This window comes from Methylocystis silviterrae, from assembly GCF_013350005.1.
Taxonomy (GTDB): domain Bacteria; phylum Pseudomonadota; class Alphaproteobacteria; order Rhizobiales; family Beijerinckiaceae; genus Methylocystis; species Methylocystis silviterrae.
In genome coordinates, this window is the sequence record NZ_JABVWW010000017.1 from 42220 (window position 1) to 57703 (window position 15484).

The following is a 15484-nucleotide window of genomic DNA, read 5'->3' on the forward strand; positions in this document are numbered from 1 at the left end:
CGCTTCGCATCGCGGGAAAGAAGAGACGGGCGAACCGAGCCGCCCACCCGTCTCGAAGCATCGATCAGCCGAGAGTCCCACCCTTCGCCTCGCAGGCGGCCTTCGATTTCGCCGGAAGCCAACCCTGCCCCTTGCAGGCGTTCTGGCCCTTGCAAGCGCTACTCGCGGTCTTGCAGGCGCCCTGACCCTTGCAAGCGTTGATGCCAACGCAGTGGACGGATTGCATGCCCTTTTTCGCGGCGGCGGGCGTAACGGCCACGCCGCTCAGCGCCAGCGCAACCGCCGCGGCGGCGAGAGTCGAGCCGGAAACGATATTGACCTTCATGTTAATCTCCTCATTGATTCGCTCGCATGGCGAACGCCAAGCGCCCCCGTCGAGAGCCTTGCCGATTGTATTTCGCTCCGAGTGCGGCCGAAGTTACAAAAAAAGTCTGATCCCAAGGATAACATTACAAAATCAACGACTATCGACGCGGTCATGGGGATGCTTGCTTTTATTGAACCGCCTAGCGCAAATCGCGTCTAGTTTCGATACGAGCGACGGATCCCACACCGACGGGTCGCTGATGACAACCGTGTCCAGACAGCTGTCGATGGGCGAGGGCCCTCGGGGCCTCACAAGGCTCTCGGCGAATTCAACGATCAGACGCTGGGCGGCGCCGATATTCGCGCGCATCACCGCAAGAATGCTCGCGACATCCACCTCGGCGCTCTCTTCGCGCCAACAGTCATAATCCGTGACCATACAGACATTTGCGTAAGGCAGCTCCGCCTCCCGCGCGAGCCTGGCTTCCGGCATGGCGGTCATGCCAACAACGTCGCAGCCCCAGCTTCGATATAGTCGGCTTTCCGCCCGGGTCGAAAATTGAGGCCCTTCCATTGCGAGATATGTCACGCCGTCAGCAAGCTCGACGCCAGCTCGACGGCCCGCGACGGCGGCGTAACTGGACAGGCGTGGACAAACGGGATCAGCCATGGAGACATGGGCGACGAATCCCGCGCCGAAAAAAGATTTCGGACGATTTTCGGTTCGGTCGACATATTGATTGACGGTGGCGAACATGCCCGGCGCCAAATCCTCCCGTAGCGATCCCACAGCGGATATCGATAAAAGGTCGGTGCAGCCTGCACGTTTCAGCGCATCGATATTTGCGCGCGCGTCGATCGCGCCGGGCGCGAGGCGGTGACCGCGCCCATGCCGCGGTAAGAATACCAAGGTTACGTCGCCAAGCGCGCCTATCATTAGTTCGTCGGACGGCTCGCCCCACGGGCTGTCGACTTTGATCCAACGACGATCCTTGAGGCCTTCGAATTCATACAGGCCCGATCCGCCAATTACCCCAAGCGTCCAATGTGTCAAAAGCTTTCCTCCAGAACTCCCCCGCGCTCATCGCAAGGGCAGACATGCGCCGATCTCTAAGAATGGAACGGTTCAACTGCAAATTCCATGGTCATTTGGACGCTCGAAAAACAGAACCGATGTGAGACTACCCGTCACACGCCGCATCCCGGATGTAACCTTGCGGCGTGTTCTAGCGAAGATAAACTCGGATTGGGCGCCGGCTCGCGGAGTCGTGTTAACCGGCCTCCATCTCAATATTGAATTGTCGTGGAGAGAGAAATGACAATCATCAAAAACCCGTCAACCCTTTTGATTGCGGCGGCGCTGGCCGCTGCACTGGCTTCAGCTAGCGACGCGTCCGCCGAGAAAGCGGACAAGGAGAAATGTTATGGCGTCTCCCTGAAGGGCAAGAATGATTGCGCGGCGGGGCCTGGAACCACATGCGCCGGCACAGCCACAAAGAACTATCAGGGCGACGCCTGGAAATATGTCGCTAAGGGAACCTGCACGTCGATCACGACGCCAAAAGGCAAAGGCAGTTTGGAGCCGATCGCAATTTAGAAATGGGTCGGAATGATCGCCGCGCGCCTTCGATTGGCGAGCGGCGATCGAAGGCGAGTGCGGGTCGGATGGAAGCGTCACCTTCAGCAAAGGATCGCTCGGTCGCGAAGGATCGTCCGCGTTCTCTTCCAGTGCGCGCGGGCGTCGGCCTAAAAAGCGAGCATTTTGATGACATCGTGACGTCGACGCCGGACGTCGGTTTCTTTGAAATCCATGCCGAGAACTTCATGGGAGCGGGCGGACCGCCTCACGCTCAGCTCACACGCATACGCCAGGACTATCCCCTCTCCGTGCATGGCGTCGGTTTGTCGATCGGCGGCGCACAGCCACTCGATCGCGCGCATCTCGATCGGCTGAAAACGCTGATTGATCGCTATCAGCCAGAATCGTTCTCGGAGCATCTTGCCTGGTCCACGCATGGCGCAAACTACCTCAATGATCTGCTGCCGATTCCCTATACCAACCAAACCTTGAAGCGCGTCGTGTCCCATATCAATCAACTTCAGGACAAGCTTCAACAACGTATTCTGCTAGAAAACCCCGCGACCTACCTGGGGTATCAAGCATCCAGCTATTCCGAAATCGACTTCCTGCATGAAGTCGTGCGGCAAACTGGCTGCGGCCTACTGCTGGACGTCAATAATGTCTATGTTTGCGCCGTCAATCATGGGTTCGCGGCGGACGACTATATCGATGCGTTCCCCATGGCGCATGTCGACGAGATCCACCTGGCTGGTTTCGCGACCGATTACGATGATCTCGGCGAGACTTTGCTGATCGATGCGCATTGCGCGCCGGTGTCGGCCTCGGTCTGGAAGCTCTATGAGCACGCTTTGGCGCGCCGGGGTCCCATCCCAACCCTTATCGAGTGGGACAATGAGGCGCCGGCGTGGCCGGCGCTCCAAGCCGAAGCTGAGCGCGCGGAGGCGCTGTTACGCAAATGCGGGGCTACCGGACAAAGCGCGCTTTCCGCAGGGGTCGCCCATGACGTCGATGTTTGAGCATCAAGGCGCGGCTTTCGTCCGCGCGCTTCTCGATCCCGAAGCGCCTCCACCGGCGGGACTCAAGGCTTGGCATGGCGGACACGTTTCCAAACGGTTCGCGGTGTATCGCAACAATGTCGTGACCGGCTTGATCGCCGCGCTCGAACAACGATTTTCCGTCTGCTTGCGGTTGGTCGGTGAAGAGTTTTTTCGGGAAATGGCGCAATCTTACGTGCGCGCCTCGCTCCCGACATCGCCAATGCTTTCGGAGTACGGTGTCGATTTCGCGGACTTCGTTTCCGCCTTTGAACCCGCGCGCGGTCTTCCCTATCTGTCGGATGTGGCGCGTCTGGAGTGGGCCATCGGCCGCGCCTATCATGCGGCTGACGCAGCGCCCATGCCTATAAACGCGATCAAGCGCATTCCCGCCGACACGCTGGGCGGCGCGATAATTCGTCTGCATCCGTCGGTTCAACTGCTTTCCTCACGCTTTCCCGTTTTATCGATATGGACAACCAACAGCTTCGACGAAACGGTGCGCGTCGTGAATTTCGACGCCGCTGAGGATACGCTGGTCGTACGGCCGCATCTCGGCGTCGCCGCCTATCGGCTTCCTACTGGCGGCTACGCGCTTATGAAGGCGCTCGCACAGGGCGCGACTTTGTCCGCCGCTTGTGCTGCCGCGGCAGACATCGATCTGCCTGCCTGCCTACAGCTTCTTTTATCTAGTGGCGCAATCGCGGCCGTAGACGTAAGGCCCCGAACATGAGCCCCGTTTGCAACGCGCGCATATCGGATCGGTCAAGGAGGTCTAATGACATTTTTCCACAAGCCCGCCGCCTTCTTTAACGCGATTCCCTATGCGCTGATTGCGCTGTTTCTTCGAATTGTCGTGGCGCGGCCATTTTTCGTCGCCGGACAAACGAAGATCGAAGGCCCGACGATTGGCCGTGAGATGCTCGGTTACGATTTGACTATGACGATCCCAACCTCCTTGCGAGACGTGTCGATCGATTTGTTCGCGGACGAATATAAGCTCCCATTCATCTCCGCTGAACACGCGGCCAATTTGACCGCCGTGCTCGAATTCGTCCTTCCCGTCTTGCTCGTCATGGGGTTGATGACGCGACTATCGGCGCTGGGCCTTTTAGCGATCACTTTAGTGATCCAGATTTTCGTCTATCCGGACGCATGGTGGACGGCGCACGCCTATTGGGCGGCGTTGCTGCTCGTGCTGATCGCGCAGGGTCCGGGCGGAATCTCGCTCGATCATCTTCTTTTTCGCCGCGCTAAATGATGGCGTGGCTGATACAATGCGCGCAGCGTTCGCTTGGAATGAATGAGCGGCGTGGATGTGTAAGCGATGCAATAAGGACGCCCCGCCTGCTATTGGCTAGCCTGCTTGCCATCGCACTGCCGATCGCGGGCTGCGCAAGCAGGGCTTGGAACGCTTTGAAGACGGCGCCGGCGACCGTGGCCGAAGCGCGAACTTACGGTCCAGTGGCTCAACAAAAGCAGGAGGACACCTTCATCGTTCTTGCTTTTTCGGGAGGCGGCACGCGCTCGGCGGCTACGCGACACCGAGGTGAAAGTGCGCGGGCGCCGCGAACGCCTTCTGGACGAAGTTGATGTTATATCCGCGGTGTCAGGAGGAAGTTATACGGCAGCCTACTACGGGCTATTTCGGGATCGCCTATTTACCGACTTCGAGAGCGCCTTCCTCAAACGCGACATCGAGCAAGACCTCGTCTCCCTGCTTCTGAACCCGGTCACCGCGACCACGCTCGCATCTCCTCAGTTCAATCGCTCCGACTTGGCGGCGAAGTGGCTCGGCGAGAACATCTTTGCAAAAAGCACTTTTGCCGATTTGAATGCGAAAGGGCGGCCATTTGTCGTCATCAACGCCAGCGACATCAACACCGGCATGACCTTCTCGTTCGTTCAGCAGCAGTTTGATTTTCTCTGCTCCAGCATCGACAACTATCCTGTCGCCAACGCTGTTCTGGCGTCATCGGCCGTTCCCGGCGTTTTTGCGCCGATCGCTGTGCGTAACTATGATGTCGACTGCGCAGAGAGACGAAACTCATGGATAGGCGGCGCACTGAAGACAGGCAATATTTTCAGCCGCGAATATCAGGTCGCATTGGCGCTGGAGCGATACAGCGACCCGCGACGAATGCCTGTAGTGAGACTGGTCGATGGGGGCGTCACTGATAATCTGGGCGTGCGCGGATCGATGATGAGCCCCGTCTTGCACTTTGGCAATGTCGCGGACATGGCTGGCGTCTTCGACCAACATCGTCTCGACAATGTCGCACGGGTGCTTGTCGTGGTCGCCAATGCGCAAGCGTACGGGGAATATGACTGGTCGAAGCAAGGGCTTGAGCCTGGCCTGATAGACAATGTCCAGGCGTCTTTCGAGACATCCATCGGCGTCATCAACAGTGAAACGGTTAGTCTGGCCATGCGCGGGTTCAGGCAGTGGGCCGATCATGTCAGCGCACGGCCGAGTCGCACGGGCAAGCCGCCAGTCGATCTACAATTTGCCGTGCTCACTTTCGATAACATTCGCGACGCAGCGCAACGGCGCGCCTTCAACGATGTGCCGACGAGCTTCGCGCTCGAAGCCCAGCAGGTCGATTTCGTGCGCTCGATGGGCAAGCGTTTGCTGTTCGAATCGCCTGAATTCAAGACCTTTGTCGCGCGATCTCATTGAGCTGGGGAAGCAAGGGACTCATATGCTCGCGATAAGATGGGCATCGGCGGATTGTTTTCTCAACGTCGTCGGAGAGGCTGAAAGAAAGGCGACTAACATTTGGTTTGCGGATGTAACTATTTTTGTTCGCATACGGAACACTATTCTGTGTGGCCGCAGTTTTATGGCGTCGCGCATTGTGAATATTATTCTCGCCATGCTCCGCGAATAGCGCGCCTAACACTGACCAGGTCAAGAACCAGGGGAGGAGTTCCATCATGCGTGTCGCAGACATCCTAAAGGCCAAGGGATCGACCGTATTGACCGTCCGTCCGAACGAAACCATTCAGGCAGTCGCAAAACGCCTCAAACAGGAAAACGTCGGCGCGATGATCGTGAGCAATGACGGCGTGTCGCTTGAAGGCGTTATCAGCGAACGTGACGTCGCCTTGAGCATTGCGCTATTCAATGCAGAATTCCATGCTCTGCCAGCTTCGGCTTTGATGCAGTCCACATTTGCCACTTGTTCGCCCGATGCCTCCGTTGTCGATATCGCAAAGCTGATGACGGAGAAGCATCTCCGGCACTTGCCGGTGAAGCAGAACGGTCGCCTTGTTGGGGTCATCAGCATCGGTGACGTGTTGAAACATCGACTTGCCGAAGTCCAACTCGAATCGAGAGTGCTTCGGGACATCGCGATCGCACGTCAATAGATTCACAGAGCGCGACGTCGCTTTCAGGATCCGTAACCTTTCCGGCGCCGCCGGCGAATTGTCTTAAGTGCTCGAGATGGCTGCCCCTCGTGTAGCGGGCATCTTGGGCATGGCTTCCCGGGCGCGGGTGCAAACGGAGTTGCGTATGTTTCTTCGAAGACCGCGCCCGGGAAGATCGATCGTACTCCACGTCGCCAGCTCGATTCGTCACCACAGCGGCGATGTTAGCCGATGCGGCACGGTTGAAGTTACAAGGATACAAGAGATGTCCATGAAGCCACAAATTGACGCAAACATGATGCCCGCTGCACGGCGCTGAATTCTGACTGGGTTTCATTTGGTGAAGAATTTGGCGCTGGGGGCCGATCTATGCAACAGCGCTCGAGGCATGATGCTGGCCCTCGGTTGCGTCCAGTCGCTCACGTGCAACAGCAACCGCTGCCCCACCGGCGTCACCACACAGGATCCGAGGCTCTACCGGGGACTGGTGGTCGTAGAAAAACGACTTCGGGTCGCCCAGTATCACCGCAAAACCGTTCACGCCACGACCGAAATCATTGCCTCTGCGGGTCTGCGCCATACTTCGGAACTCGATCGCACACATATTTACCGTCGCGTTAGTCACGAAGCCATACGCCGATACGACCAGATCTTCCCCTACCTTAAGACCCGCAGCCTCCTGACCAAGCCGCCGCCCGAGGGGTGGCGCCTTTATCTGGACGAGGCTAGCACGGGAGATTTTTGGCCGGGTCGGCGTCTGACCGAAATCGATCGGCGGCCTTGCGAGCTGCCGACCCAGGAACGTTAACCAAATGGCGTCTGGGAGACATGCCGTATGAACGCGATAGGGTCGGCGCCGCCCGAGACGGCGCGGCCACCTTTTATCCTTCGCCAGAGCGCACGGAAAAATCCAGCGATCGGCCTCGGATGTACATGCGATTGAGCACTTCATTCATGATGACCTGCATTCAACGACCGAATTTCGCGCTCTTGCTCTGCGCTTTGGCGGGGGCGTCGGCGCCCTTCCCCGCTCACGCCCAATCCGATGCGCCGCCGACGTTGCAAACGGGCGATTCGCAGTTCGTTGAACTGCTGCCACGTTCGCTGGCGCCACAAATCATGTTGGACCGGCTCGATGGCAAATCGATTCCCCTTAACGCATTACGCGGAAAGGCCGTTCTCTTGAGCTTTTGGGCGACATGGTGTCCGCCGTGCCGGAGAGAGCTACCGATCCTCGAACGATTACAGAAAACGTTCGATGCGGCCACACTGGAAATCGTCGCAATCTCAATAGACAAGGCTGGCAAACCGACGATCGAAAGATTCCTCGACGGCCTTAACGTCAAGCATCTGCGAATTTACTTGGACCCGACCGGACGCATCGCTGAACACGCCAATCAGGAAACCGGCGCGCCATTTCCTCTTTACGGAATGCCCATTACCTATGTGATTGATCGAAAAGGTTCGGTCGTCGGCTACATCACGGGTGAAGTGAACTGGCTCTCGGCCGAGGGGATTGCGTTTCTAAAGTATTTCACTGATGGTTAATTTTTTTGACTCCCGTAGCATATCGGGCGCTCGCAACGACGCACGTTGGAGATGATCGTTTGCAACGCCTTCTTTCCAGGCCAACCGAGAAAACCAAATCCGGCGATCGCGAAGGAGGGGGTCATCGACGCGCCGAGACTGGCCGCAAGTTCTGCTTGCCGTCGCAACACGCCCGCGACAACGTCGCTGTCGGCTGTTTCCTCTATTTTCGCGGGATCGAGCGCCATTTCGTGCGCGACTGCGAGCGACGAGACTCCATCGCTTTGGCCGCGCTTGGCGAACATTCGCTGATGAAATGCGTAAGGCGATGGAAGGGCCGAATAATCTCAGGATCGCCTGCTGAACCTTCGCCGCCTGAACCGAACCTAACGACAGTATCGGATTGTTGACAAGTCCGAGTTTCACGTCCGGATTGGCAACGATTATCTCGTCGATCTCTCGCGCCGCCTTTCTGCACCACGCGCAGTCGTAATCGATAAATTCGTAAAGTTCGATCTCGGCCGAGGCCGCTCCTTTCAAGACGACGCCCGGCAGTGACGACGGATAGAGGTCGGATGGAATGCAAACGGTCCGCGGTAATCTGGAGCAGCGCCCGCGCGCGCACGCGTAAATATCCCTGGGAGAGCGCCGAGGACCGTGAGCACTTCGCGGCACGTCAAGCGCAGCTCATCGCCCTTGGACCCCGCGCGCCGCACGAGTCGCAGCTTCGCGCTTGCGCGTCCGATCTAGACATGACGACCTCTTCCCTTCGACAAAAGGCTCGCAGATCCCGGTGGCGCGGCTGCCGTTATTCGCCGAGCGCGGACTAATCCGCGCCATGAACACGCGCCATGAGACGCCCCGTAAGCAGCGCGCAAACGACACGCATGTATTGTTTAAGTCGTCGCGTCGTGACGGGAAGGAGACGCGAGGACAGCGCTATCCTCGCGGTGATCGGCGCCCATTGCACTTGGGGGCGATTAACGCCAATCACGCTACCAGTTCCGCGCGAACCGCGCCCGAGGTTACGTCAAACCATGCGCGGCAATTGGGGTCGTGATGTGAACGAACAGAATGGCTCGAAAGCCCGTTAGGGTTAGCGATGCATTCTCGGCTTGTCGGCTGGCCAGCCTATCCTTGTCCGCCGACATGTATGGACGCACGGCGCACCACGCAAGCGGCGAGGCTGCGCGCCTTCGCGACCTCGTCGAGCGCAGAAAGCAGCACGTCCGGGTTTTCATCCTCGGCGGTCGCCGTCGAATATTCCGCAATGACGTCTTCGCTATCGAGATGGTAGGACGCGCGGAACGGCGCATATCTCGTTTTCCCAACTCGCCGGCTCGACGTCACGCTCCTGGCGCCATTCCCGGTAGTCGGGATCGTGTCGGCGAAGGCGGCTTTCAATTCGTCGATGTCGCGGCCCGCGAAATGCAGAACGGCGCGAGCGCTCACGACGCTGCCGTGCATCAATTCGTCGCCTTCATCATAGCTGACCAGAGCGATATATCCGTCATGCTGATTATCGTTACACCCCAGCGTGTGAGGCGCTTGAAATTAGAATGGTCTGCGGCCTCGCCGAGAGGATGAGGCCCCGCTATTCTTTCCCAATAGCTCCATGGCATCCTCGGCAATTTCCTCAGGCCCGTCCTGCCCATCGCCTTCTCCGGCAACAGCAAGCACAGCCCGCATCAGCGCAGTTCCGTCGAGGCTTATCCCGCGATCAGCGGCCATTCGATTGGCGGCCCGGAAGGCCTCGTCGATCAAATCCTGATGCATACCGGCTCCTTCCACGTTTTCTCAAGTCTCGCCCTCGGATAGAAGCCTGACTGCAGATCGCCTTTAGCCAAATAAGGCGCTATGAGCCGAATTGAACCGACAATAGGGTGGCTAATTTGAATTTCCGTCATCCAAATTCCATAGCCGATCCAGCAGGATTTTCAGATCGGCGTGGCAGCGTTCGATATGCTCTCGAATGGCAACTCGGTCATCATGCGTCAGAGTATCCAGCCTGATGTTGAACCACTCGCGCCGGATAGTCTCACGCAGCGATTCTATTCCTCGTATTAGCTTCTCAGCTTCGGTCATCGTATGGTCCTTGCGGCGCTCGGCCTGCCACGCTTGCTTCGGCGCTATCTGGCCGGCGTCGCCTCTCTTAGCGACCTTTGTTAGCTACCTTGCCCACGGCCGTGAAAGCCGCGGGCTTTTTTTGCAATTTGGCGCGCATCATCGCTCCTGCCCCCCATGGCGGCATGATCTGCTCAAGGTCGGAAGTGGCGAATTCGCCAATGTGCACCGCTCCCTGGCTGATCGGACTCGATCAGGATACAGGCTGTCATCTGATTGAGCTGCCGCACCACAAGCATATTCGGTCCACCGCTTTTCTCGCGAACGACTGCGCCGCGAGCGAAGCCGAGGCTCGGGATTTGCGTGACGCTGTCGCGCATTTCTCCATATTCCTTCTTCCGTAGTCTCACACCCAGGCGCGCCACATCAAAGCCGCTAGTCCAGTCGGCGCCCGCGCCTTGTGTCCGCACCTTGCGCGCTGCCAGGCGGTAAGAGCGCGCGACGCCGCGCTGAAGGCGCTGAGCGGGAAGCCTTGTGCGGCGCGCGCGACTGGCGGCGAAGAAGCCCTGCGCGCTACCCTGCAAGGGGAATAAAATCGTGTCGTCGCCGAAATTGGTGACGATCTCAGGAAACTCGCCACCGAAGACGCCAGCGCCCCCCCGGCGCGGCCGATTTGATGGCGGCTCTGGTATTGTGACTTCAAAAGGCAGTAAACCGAATGCCAGTTGAAATGTAGTTCGACGCGCCATGGACTCGGTTATGAGGCCGTAGACGCCGGAACGATGATGGACGCGAACGAAATCCTCAAACGGCGCTTCTTTATACGGAGAAACGGTGATTTCTGGAACGAGCAGGTTCAGGAAACGAGAGCTATGCCCACTGCTGTCAAACTGTCGTTCGAACTCTGAAATCCCAGTGACGTAGCTTGCGCCGATCAGGCTAAGTCGGAAATTTGTGTAGATGTAATCATTCCATGGAAAATACGTCCATCTCGCCATAGGGATCAGATCGAACTCCCACTGCTGTCCGGCTTCGCGACTGCCGAAACGCTTGGCGACTCCTCCTTCAATTTCCAGGTCGAGTGGGATGCTTTGAAACCGATAGGCCGTGTAAACGGCATGAGCGTCCACGAGAATGCCAGAGGCGAAGTTTGGAACCCAAGGGCGCAGGACAGTTATGTTGATCGGCGACTGGTCGCTTAACGCTCCGACATAGGCTCCGATCCTGAGGGTTGGCGCGGCGTTCGCCTCAAGCATTCAGGGGAATCGCAGCTGAGGCGGCGTCGAAGGCAATAATTCAGCGGCGAATGCGGAAGTAATCGAAGATGACAAAGCGACCGCCGTGCCAATAATCGACTTTTTCATGACTGCTCCAAAAATCAGTTTGCTAATGAACGGCTCGAATTCAGACTGCCGAGCGGATGAATGGCGATTTTGAGGTTATCATCGGCGGACGATCCGAGCGAGAAATTCCTCGCGCGCCTCCGCGCGAGCCTTGTTCAAAGCTGACATGAGCGCGTCGACTTGCTTTTTCAGAGCGTCTGCCGCGCTCATCCTTGCCTTCGCCTGTGCGGCAGTGATAGCCAGCGGGCTTCCGGATATTCAATGCCCGCGCCGAGGAGTCGCCGAAAAGCAACGTTTCGAGCGACATCGCCAGAGCCGACGCCGGCTTCGCCGACCCTATCTATAATTCTTCAATTCTTCGCCACGGCTTAGCCTTGTCGAAAGCTCCAAGCGGAGGCATGCTGGCGTTCGAAACGGCGGCCATTGGTCAAATGCCGGGTTAAAAAAAGGCAGGAGCACGCGAAGGCCGACTTCGATTCGAGAGCCCAGAGCTGTCGGAGGACTCATGGAACCAAACAAGATCACACTTGAACAGCGCCGCGAATTTAGCGAGGTCGTCGGCCTGTTCGACTCGATGGACAACCTGCAGTCCGCCATTGACGATCTGCTCACCCACGGATTCGACCGCTCGGAAATTAGCCTGCTCGCCGAAGACGCGACGGCGCGCGAAAAGGTTGGCGCGAAACGCTCGGTCGATATCGAGGACAGCGATGAAGCGCCGCGCATTTCCTACATCGAAAACGAGTCGCTTAATGAAGGCAAAGCTTCGCTCATCGGTCTGCTCTTCTATGTCGGCGCCATAGCCGGCGCGATCACCGTCTGGACCATCTTCGGCAGTTTCGCCGAGGCAATTTTTGCGGGCATTGTCACCGGTATGGTCGCCAGCCTGATCGGCGTTGGAGTCATCAAACTCATTCAACGTCGTCAGCGCAATTGGGCGCAAGCGCAATTGGCGCGCGGCGGGCTGCTGCTGTGGGCGCGGACCTGGACCGAAGAACATGAACGCGCCGCCATGAACGCCATGCAGCGAAATGGAGGCCACGACGTCCACGTTCATACGGCGGAGCATAGGCCTGATGATCCAGACTGAACGCTGTCAGATCTGTTCTAACCTATGAAACTCGAACACTCCGGCAGGGTAAGGCGTATCCTCTATCGACATATGAACGCAGTAGCGCCGACGAAGCTCGTCGAATGTCCCTTTGAAATCCGTGTCGACGAGGTTCTGCACGACCGGTTCTATGACGTCCGCGACGCTGTTGCGGTCGCCAGAAAGGTCAAAGGAACGAAACGAGCAGCGGAAGTCGTGGTCATAGATGCGCGAACTAAGAAATTGGTGATCAAGGTTGATGGCTGAACAAATTTTCCCGCTGTGTGCGGCTCTGGGGCGCCACCATGAGTTGTGCGTTACTGCACATCCGATTCTGAGCTTCTCTCTTATGGTGAGAACACAAATGAAAGGGCAGGCCTATGACCCGCAACTTCCGTTTTCCCAATGTTGTTCTGGGTTTTCATGGCGCTCGGCGCCGTTACGCATTTGGGTGCATAGGGGACCGGCGCCGCTGACGATGGCGGTCCAATAGGTTGTCGCTGCAGCTTGGCACGCACGCCGCGGGCGGAAAGGAACAGGCTCTCGATCGAGAGCGTTGCGGCTCGCGGCGCGTGCGGCGCAAAAAAGCCCGGCCATTGCTGACCGGGCCATAGAGGAACCAAGGAATTACCGGCCCATGCGGCACCGGCGCACGGGCCTCAGATAGGCGCCGACGCCGGGAATACAAGCCGCCTCACGCGCGAAAAAGCCCGGTCACCGCCGGCCGGGCTGTGAAGAACGTGGAAGGAAGGCGGTCCCATAGGGCCGCCGGTCTGCGATTGATTTAGGCAGGGCGCGATGAGGTCAATCGCGGTGGCTAACTAACGTTGCACGGTGTTTCGTGCGAGTTCGTAAATTACGGCTCCGAGCCGCGTCTTGACCAAACATCCATCTGCCGCAACGTCATTAAAGACAACATTGTTCAGAGCGCCCTGAGCATAGAGCGTCGCTGCTTCTGGCGTTTCGAAATGCCGTTTCTCGGTCGCGAGCAAGACGCGATCATTCTCCCCGGGCTTTCTGCGAAAGAACTCCAAGATCACGATCACCCAACCCGCTCCGTCGTTCACTTTGGCTATAGTAGCCAGTTGTGTGGACGCGTCACGCATGGCTAGCTACGACGTGAGGCCGTTAGGCTCGGAGTTTGGAACTACGTCGAGGCTACTCACAAAAAACGTGAGTCAGCCGCAGGCCGCCTCCGTGAGGCGCGCGCGATCCTCTGAGTCATGGCCTAGGTTGTTCACGTGCTCAAATCCGGCGGACGCTGGATCGACGCGCGTGCTCCTTGCCGATCTTCGCTTCCAGCATCGCCACGACGCCAAATTTCACCATTGCGCGACCTCGTTGTCGTCGCATAGAAAAAGGCCCGCGACCCTAGTGCGAGCCGCGGGCAAGGCGACAGAACACGTCCGCCGCTCTCGATAGACAAAGAACGACAGGCACCGCTCACTTAGGAACCGGGCCGGACAAGGCAAGCGTGGCCCCGCAAATTCCCCTCCTTTTTGACTGGCGTTGAGCCGCCCTAAAGGTTAACTTTTTTTGACTGGCGAATTACGGAGCGCGCGATGAAGCGCCTTGTTCTCGTCGCCCGAACGAGCAATCGAGTTTGCGGCGACACGTCGGCTCTCGGGCCGCATGCGCGAAATTGGGCCCTTGGCGGCACTGCGGCGCGAATGGCCGTGAACCTGCGGCCGGATGGCCGCTTGGCACGAATTTTCCCGAATTCGACAATCTTGCGCGGCCAATCAAGCGCAGGATCAATCATGCGGCTGTTGCAGCTCTTCCGATCTCGTTCCGCCCGGCGCTCTTGGCGGGCGTTTCGCGAATAATCGCCAATCCCGCGGGTCCGATAAATTAACTGGGTTGCGACGACCGTTAACGATTTCCGATGCAGGAAAGGCCGACTCCAAGGAGGACGGCGATGCGTTGGAAGATCACGATCGAAGGGCATGGACGAATTTGGTGGACGCGACACCGCCGAGATGGTGATCGAAAAGGAATTCAACCGTTTGTCGAAGGGGGGATCGGCCTCTCGATCTCGGATGGCAAGACGATCATGGCTTGTCTGCAGCAGCTTGTGGTCAAACAGCAATGTGAGGCCTACGTTCTGACGAGCCGGTATTGCTCGGATTGCGAGACCTTCCTGTGTATCAAGGACTCCGGCAAGCGCAAGATCCGAACGGTGTCTGGACGCGTCGAGGTCAGCAATCCTCGCATTATGAATTGTCGGCGCTGCCTTCCCTATTTGTTTGACGCTTCGGCCGTTTTGCACGACATCTGCCCCGATCAAGCGACGTCGGAGTTGATGGAATTGTCGGCTCGCAGGGGCAGCCTCATGCCCTACCGAAAGGCGGCGGATGTCCTGGCGGAGTTCCTCCCGATCCCGTCAACGGAATCGTTCATGACCCTGCGTCACCGCACCATGAAACTGGGCGAACGGCTGGACGAGAAGGGGCGTGATCGCGCATGGTTCGAGCCGCCTTCATCGTCCGAGCATAAACAGACTGAGCTTGATCTACCGAATGATTCGGAGCGAGCGTTTGTCTTGAGCATCGACGCGGCGCACGTAAGATGCAGCCGGTCAGAAAAGGCGCGAGTCTTTGAGATCGCGGTCGCCCGCTGCGGCCGCGGACGGCGGGGCTCACCACCCGGCCATTACTTTGCGACAGTGGAAACGTCGAAGCGCGAATTGCGATCGCGGGCACTTCAAGCGCTCCAACATGAAGGCTACGTCGGGCGAGGCGAATTGACGGTGATTTCAGACGGCGCCGAAATCATGAAACGACTGCCAATAGCGTTGCCGACAACGCCGACGTGACGCCGCTCTTCGTCGAATTCCGCCCCCGGCATGCGCAAGCGCATCGCAGCCGCCGTCGAAGCTCTCATTGATGTAATGGATCAGATCGCCGCCGCGGCGCGGGACGTGAGCGCTTACCTTGAACGGAAACGATGGCGGGGTTGAACGTCGTCGCCAAGAGAACGCCCCGGCGCGACATCCGCGCTCGGGGCGTTTTTGCTTGTCGCCCGGAGGATTACTCAGAGGCAGGGTCAATCATCATCGTGATAGCGGTGACCATGATGACCGTGACCGTGTGCGCATTCCACGGATGCTGAGCGCCCGTTCCACGGGATCGTGAGCAGCCAATCCAAGGCATCGTGAGCGCGCGTT

At 58.3% G+C, this 15484-nt stretch carries 16 protein-coding genes and 1 pseudogene; 11 read left to right on the forward strand and 6 right to left on the reverse strand.

Annotated elements, in window-relative coordinates:
* Positions 1 to 64: 64 nt before the first annotated feature.
* Entirely contained in the window at positions 65 to 325 is a 261-nt protein-coding gene (gene bufA2, locus HUN39_RS15245) for a BufA2 family periplasmic bufferin-type metallophore (protein ID WP_175095335.1), read from the reverse strand.
* Between the two features lie 132 nt (positions 326 to 457).
* Complete coding sequence (mtnP, locus tag HUN39_RS15250) at positions 458 to 1360, reverse strand: S-methyl-5'-thioadenosine phosphorylase (protein WP_175095336.1); 903 nt, start codon at positions 1358 to 1360, stop codon at positions 458 to 460.
* Positions 1361 to 1621: 261 nt separating this feature from the next.
* On the opposite strand from mtnP, the gene HUN39_RS15255 reads away from it, so the two are divergent.
* The 8 genes from HUN39_RS15255 (at position 1622) to HUN39_RS15290 (ending at position 7842) form a co-directional block, all read left to right on the forward strand.
* Positions 1622 to 1903, forward strand: a complete 282-nt coding sequence (locus tag HUN39_RS15255) for a BufA1 family periplasmic bufferin-type metallophore (RefSeq protein ID WP_175095337.1) — start codon at positions 1622 to 1624, stop codon at positions 1901 to 1903.
* 68 nt (positions 1904 to 1971) lie between these two features.
* On the forward strand, positions 1972 to 2904 hold the full coding sequence (bufB, locus tag HUN39_RS15260; RefSeq protein ID WP_175095338.1) for an MNIO family bufferin maturase: 933 nt from the start codon (positions 1972 to 1974) through the stop codon (positions 2902 to 2904).
* Entirely contained in the window at positions 2888 to 3655 is a 768-nt protein-coding gene (locus HUN39_RS15265) for an HvfC/BufC N-terminal domain-containing protein (RefSeq protein ID WP_175095339.1), read from the forward strand. Before bufB ends, HUN39_RS15265 begins: the two co-directional genes overlap by 17 nt.
* A gap of 45 nt (positions 3656 to 3700) precedes the next feature.
* Complete coding sequence (locus HUN39_RS15270) at positions 3701 to 4183, forward strand: DoxX family protein (RefSeq protein ID WP_175095340.1); 483 nt, start codon at positions 3701 to 3703, stop codon at positions 4181 to 4183.
* A 288-nt stretch (positions 4184 to 4471) separates the two neighbouring features.
* Entirely contained in the window at positions 4472 to 5602 is a 1131-nt protein-coding gene (locus HUN39_RS15275) for a patatin-like phospholipase family protein (protein ID WP_175095341.1), read from the forward strand.
* Between the two features lie 257 nt (positions 5603 to 5859).
* Positions 5860 to 6294, forward strand: a complete 435-nt coding sequence (locus HUN39_RS15280; RefSeq protein WP_175095342.1) for a CBS domain-containing protein — start codon at positions 5860 to 5862, stop codon at positions 6292 to 6294.
* A gap of 322 nt (positions 6295 to 6616) precedes the next feature.
* Positions 6617 to 7102, forward strand: coding sequence for a glutamate synthase-related protein (locus HUN39_RS15285; protein WP_332310774.1), 486 nt, complete (start codon positions 6617 to 6619; stop codon positions 7100 to 7102).
* Between the two features lie 20 nt (positions 7103 to 7122).
* Positions 7123 to 7842, forward strand: a complete 720-nt coding sequence (locus tag HUN39_RS15290; RefSeq protein WP_175095343.1) for a TlpA disulfide reductase family protein — start codon at positions 7123 to 7125, stop codon at positions 7840 to 7842.
* A 1110-nt stretch (positions 7843 to 8952) separates the two neighbouring features.
* Here the strand turns inward: HUN39_RS15290 and HUN39_RS15295 are convergent.
* From HUN39_RS15295 to HUN39_RS15310, 4 genes are all read right to left on the reverse strand, one after another.
* The gene (locus tag HUN39_RS15295; RefSeq protein ID WP_175095344.1) at positions 8953 to 9288 is read right to left on the reverse strand and encodes a helix-turn-helix domain-containing transcriptional regulator; all 336 of its coding nucleotides are present in this window, start codon (positions 9286 to 9288) and stop codon (positions 8953 to 8955) included.
* An 87-nt stretch (positions 9289 to 9375) separates the two neighbouring features.
* A complete protein-coding gene (locus HUN39_RS15300) occupies positions 9376 to 9597 on the reverse strand; it encodes a hypothetical protein (protein ID WP_175095345.1) in 222 nt (73 codons plus the stop codon).
* A 111-nt stretch (positions 9598 to 9708) separates the two neighbouring features.
* Positions 9709 to 9906, reverse strand: coding sequence for a hypothetical protein (locus HUN39_RS15305; RefSeq protein WP_175095346.1), 198 nt, complete (start codon positions 9904 to 9906; stop codon positions 9709 to 9711).
* Between the two features lie 173 nt (positions 9907 to 10079).
* Positions 10080 to 11141, reverse strand: a complete 1062-nt coding sequence (locus tag HUN39_RS15310; protein ID WP_175095347.1) for a hypothetical protein — start codon at positions 11139 to 11141, stop codon at positions 10080 to 10082.
* Between the two features lie 592 nt (positions 11142 to 11733).
* Between HUN39_RS15310 and HUN39_RS15315 the strand changes: the two genes are divergently transcribed.
* The 3 genes and pseudogenes from HUN39_RS15315 to HUN39_RS15325 all read left to right on the forward strand — a co-directional run.
* Positions 11734 to 12318: a hypothetical protein gene (locus HUN39_RS15315; protein ID WP_175095348.1), complete on the forward strand. Its 585-nt coding sequence runs from the start codon at positions 11734 to 11736 to the stop codon at positions 12316 to 12318.
* A gap of 24 nt (positions 12319 to 12342) precedes the next feature.
* The gene (locus tag HUN39_RS15320; RefSeq protein ID WP_232366128.1) at positions 12343 to 12585 is read left to right on the forward strand and encodes a hypothetical protein; all 243 of its coding nucleotides are present in this window, start codon (positions 12343 to 12345) and stop codon (positions 12583 to 12585) included.
* A 1679-nt stretch (positions 12586 to 14264) separates the two neighbouring features.
* Positions 14265 to 15118, forward strand: a pseudogene (locus tag HUN39_RS15325) (ISKra4-like element ISMet1 family transposase); the annotation flags it as partial.
* Positions 15119 to 15484: the final 366 nt, after the last annotated feature.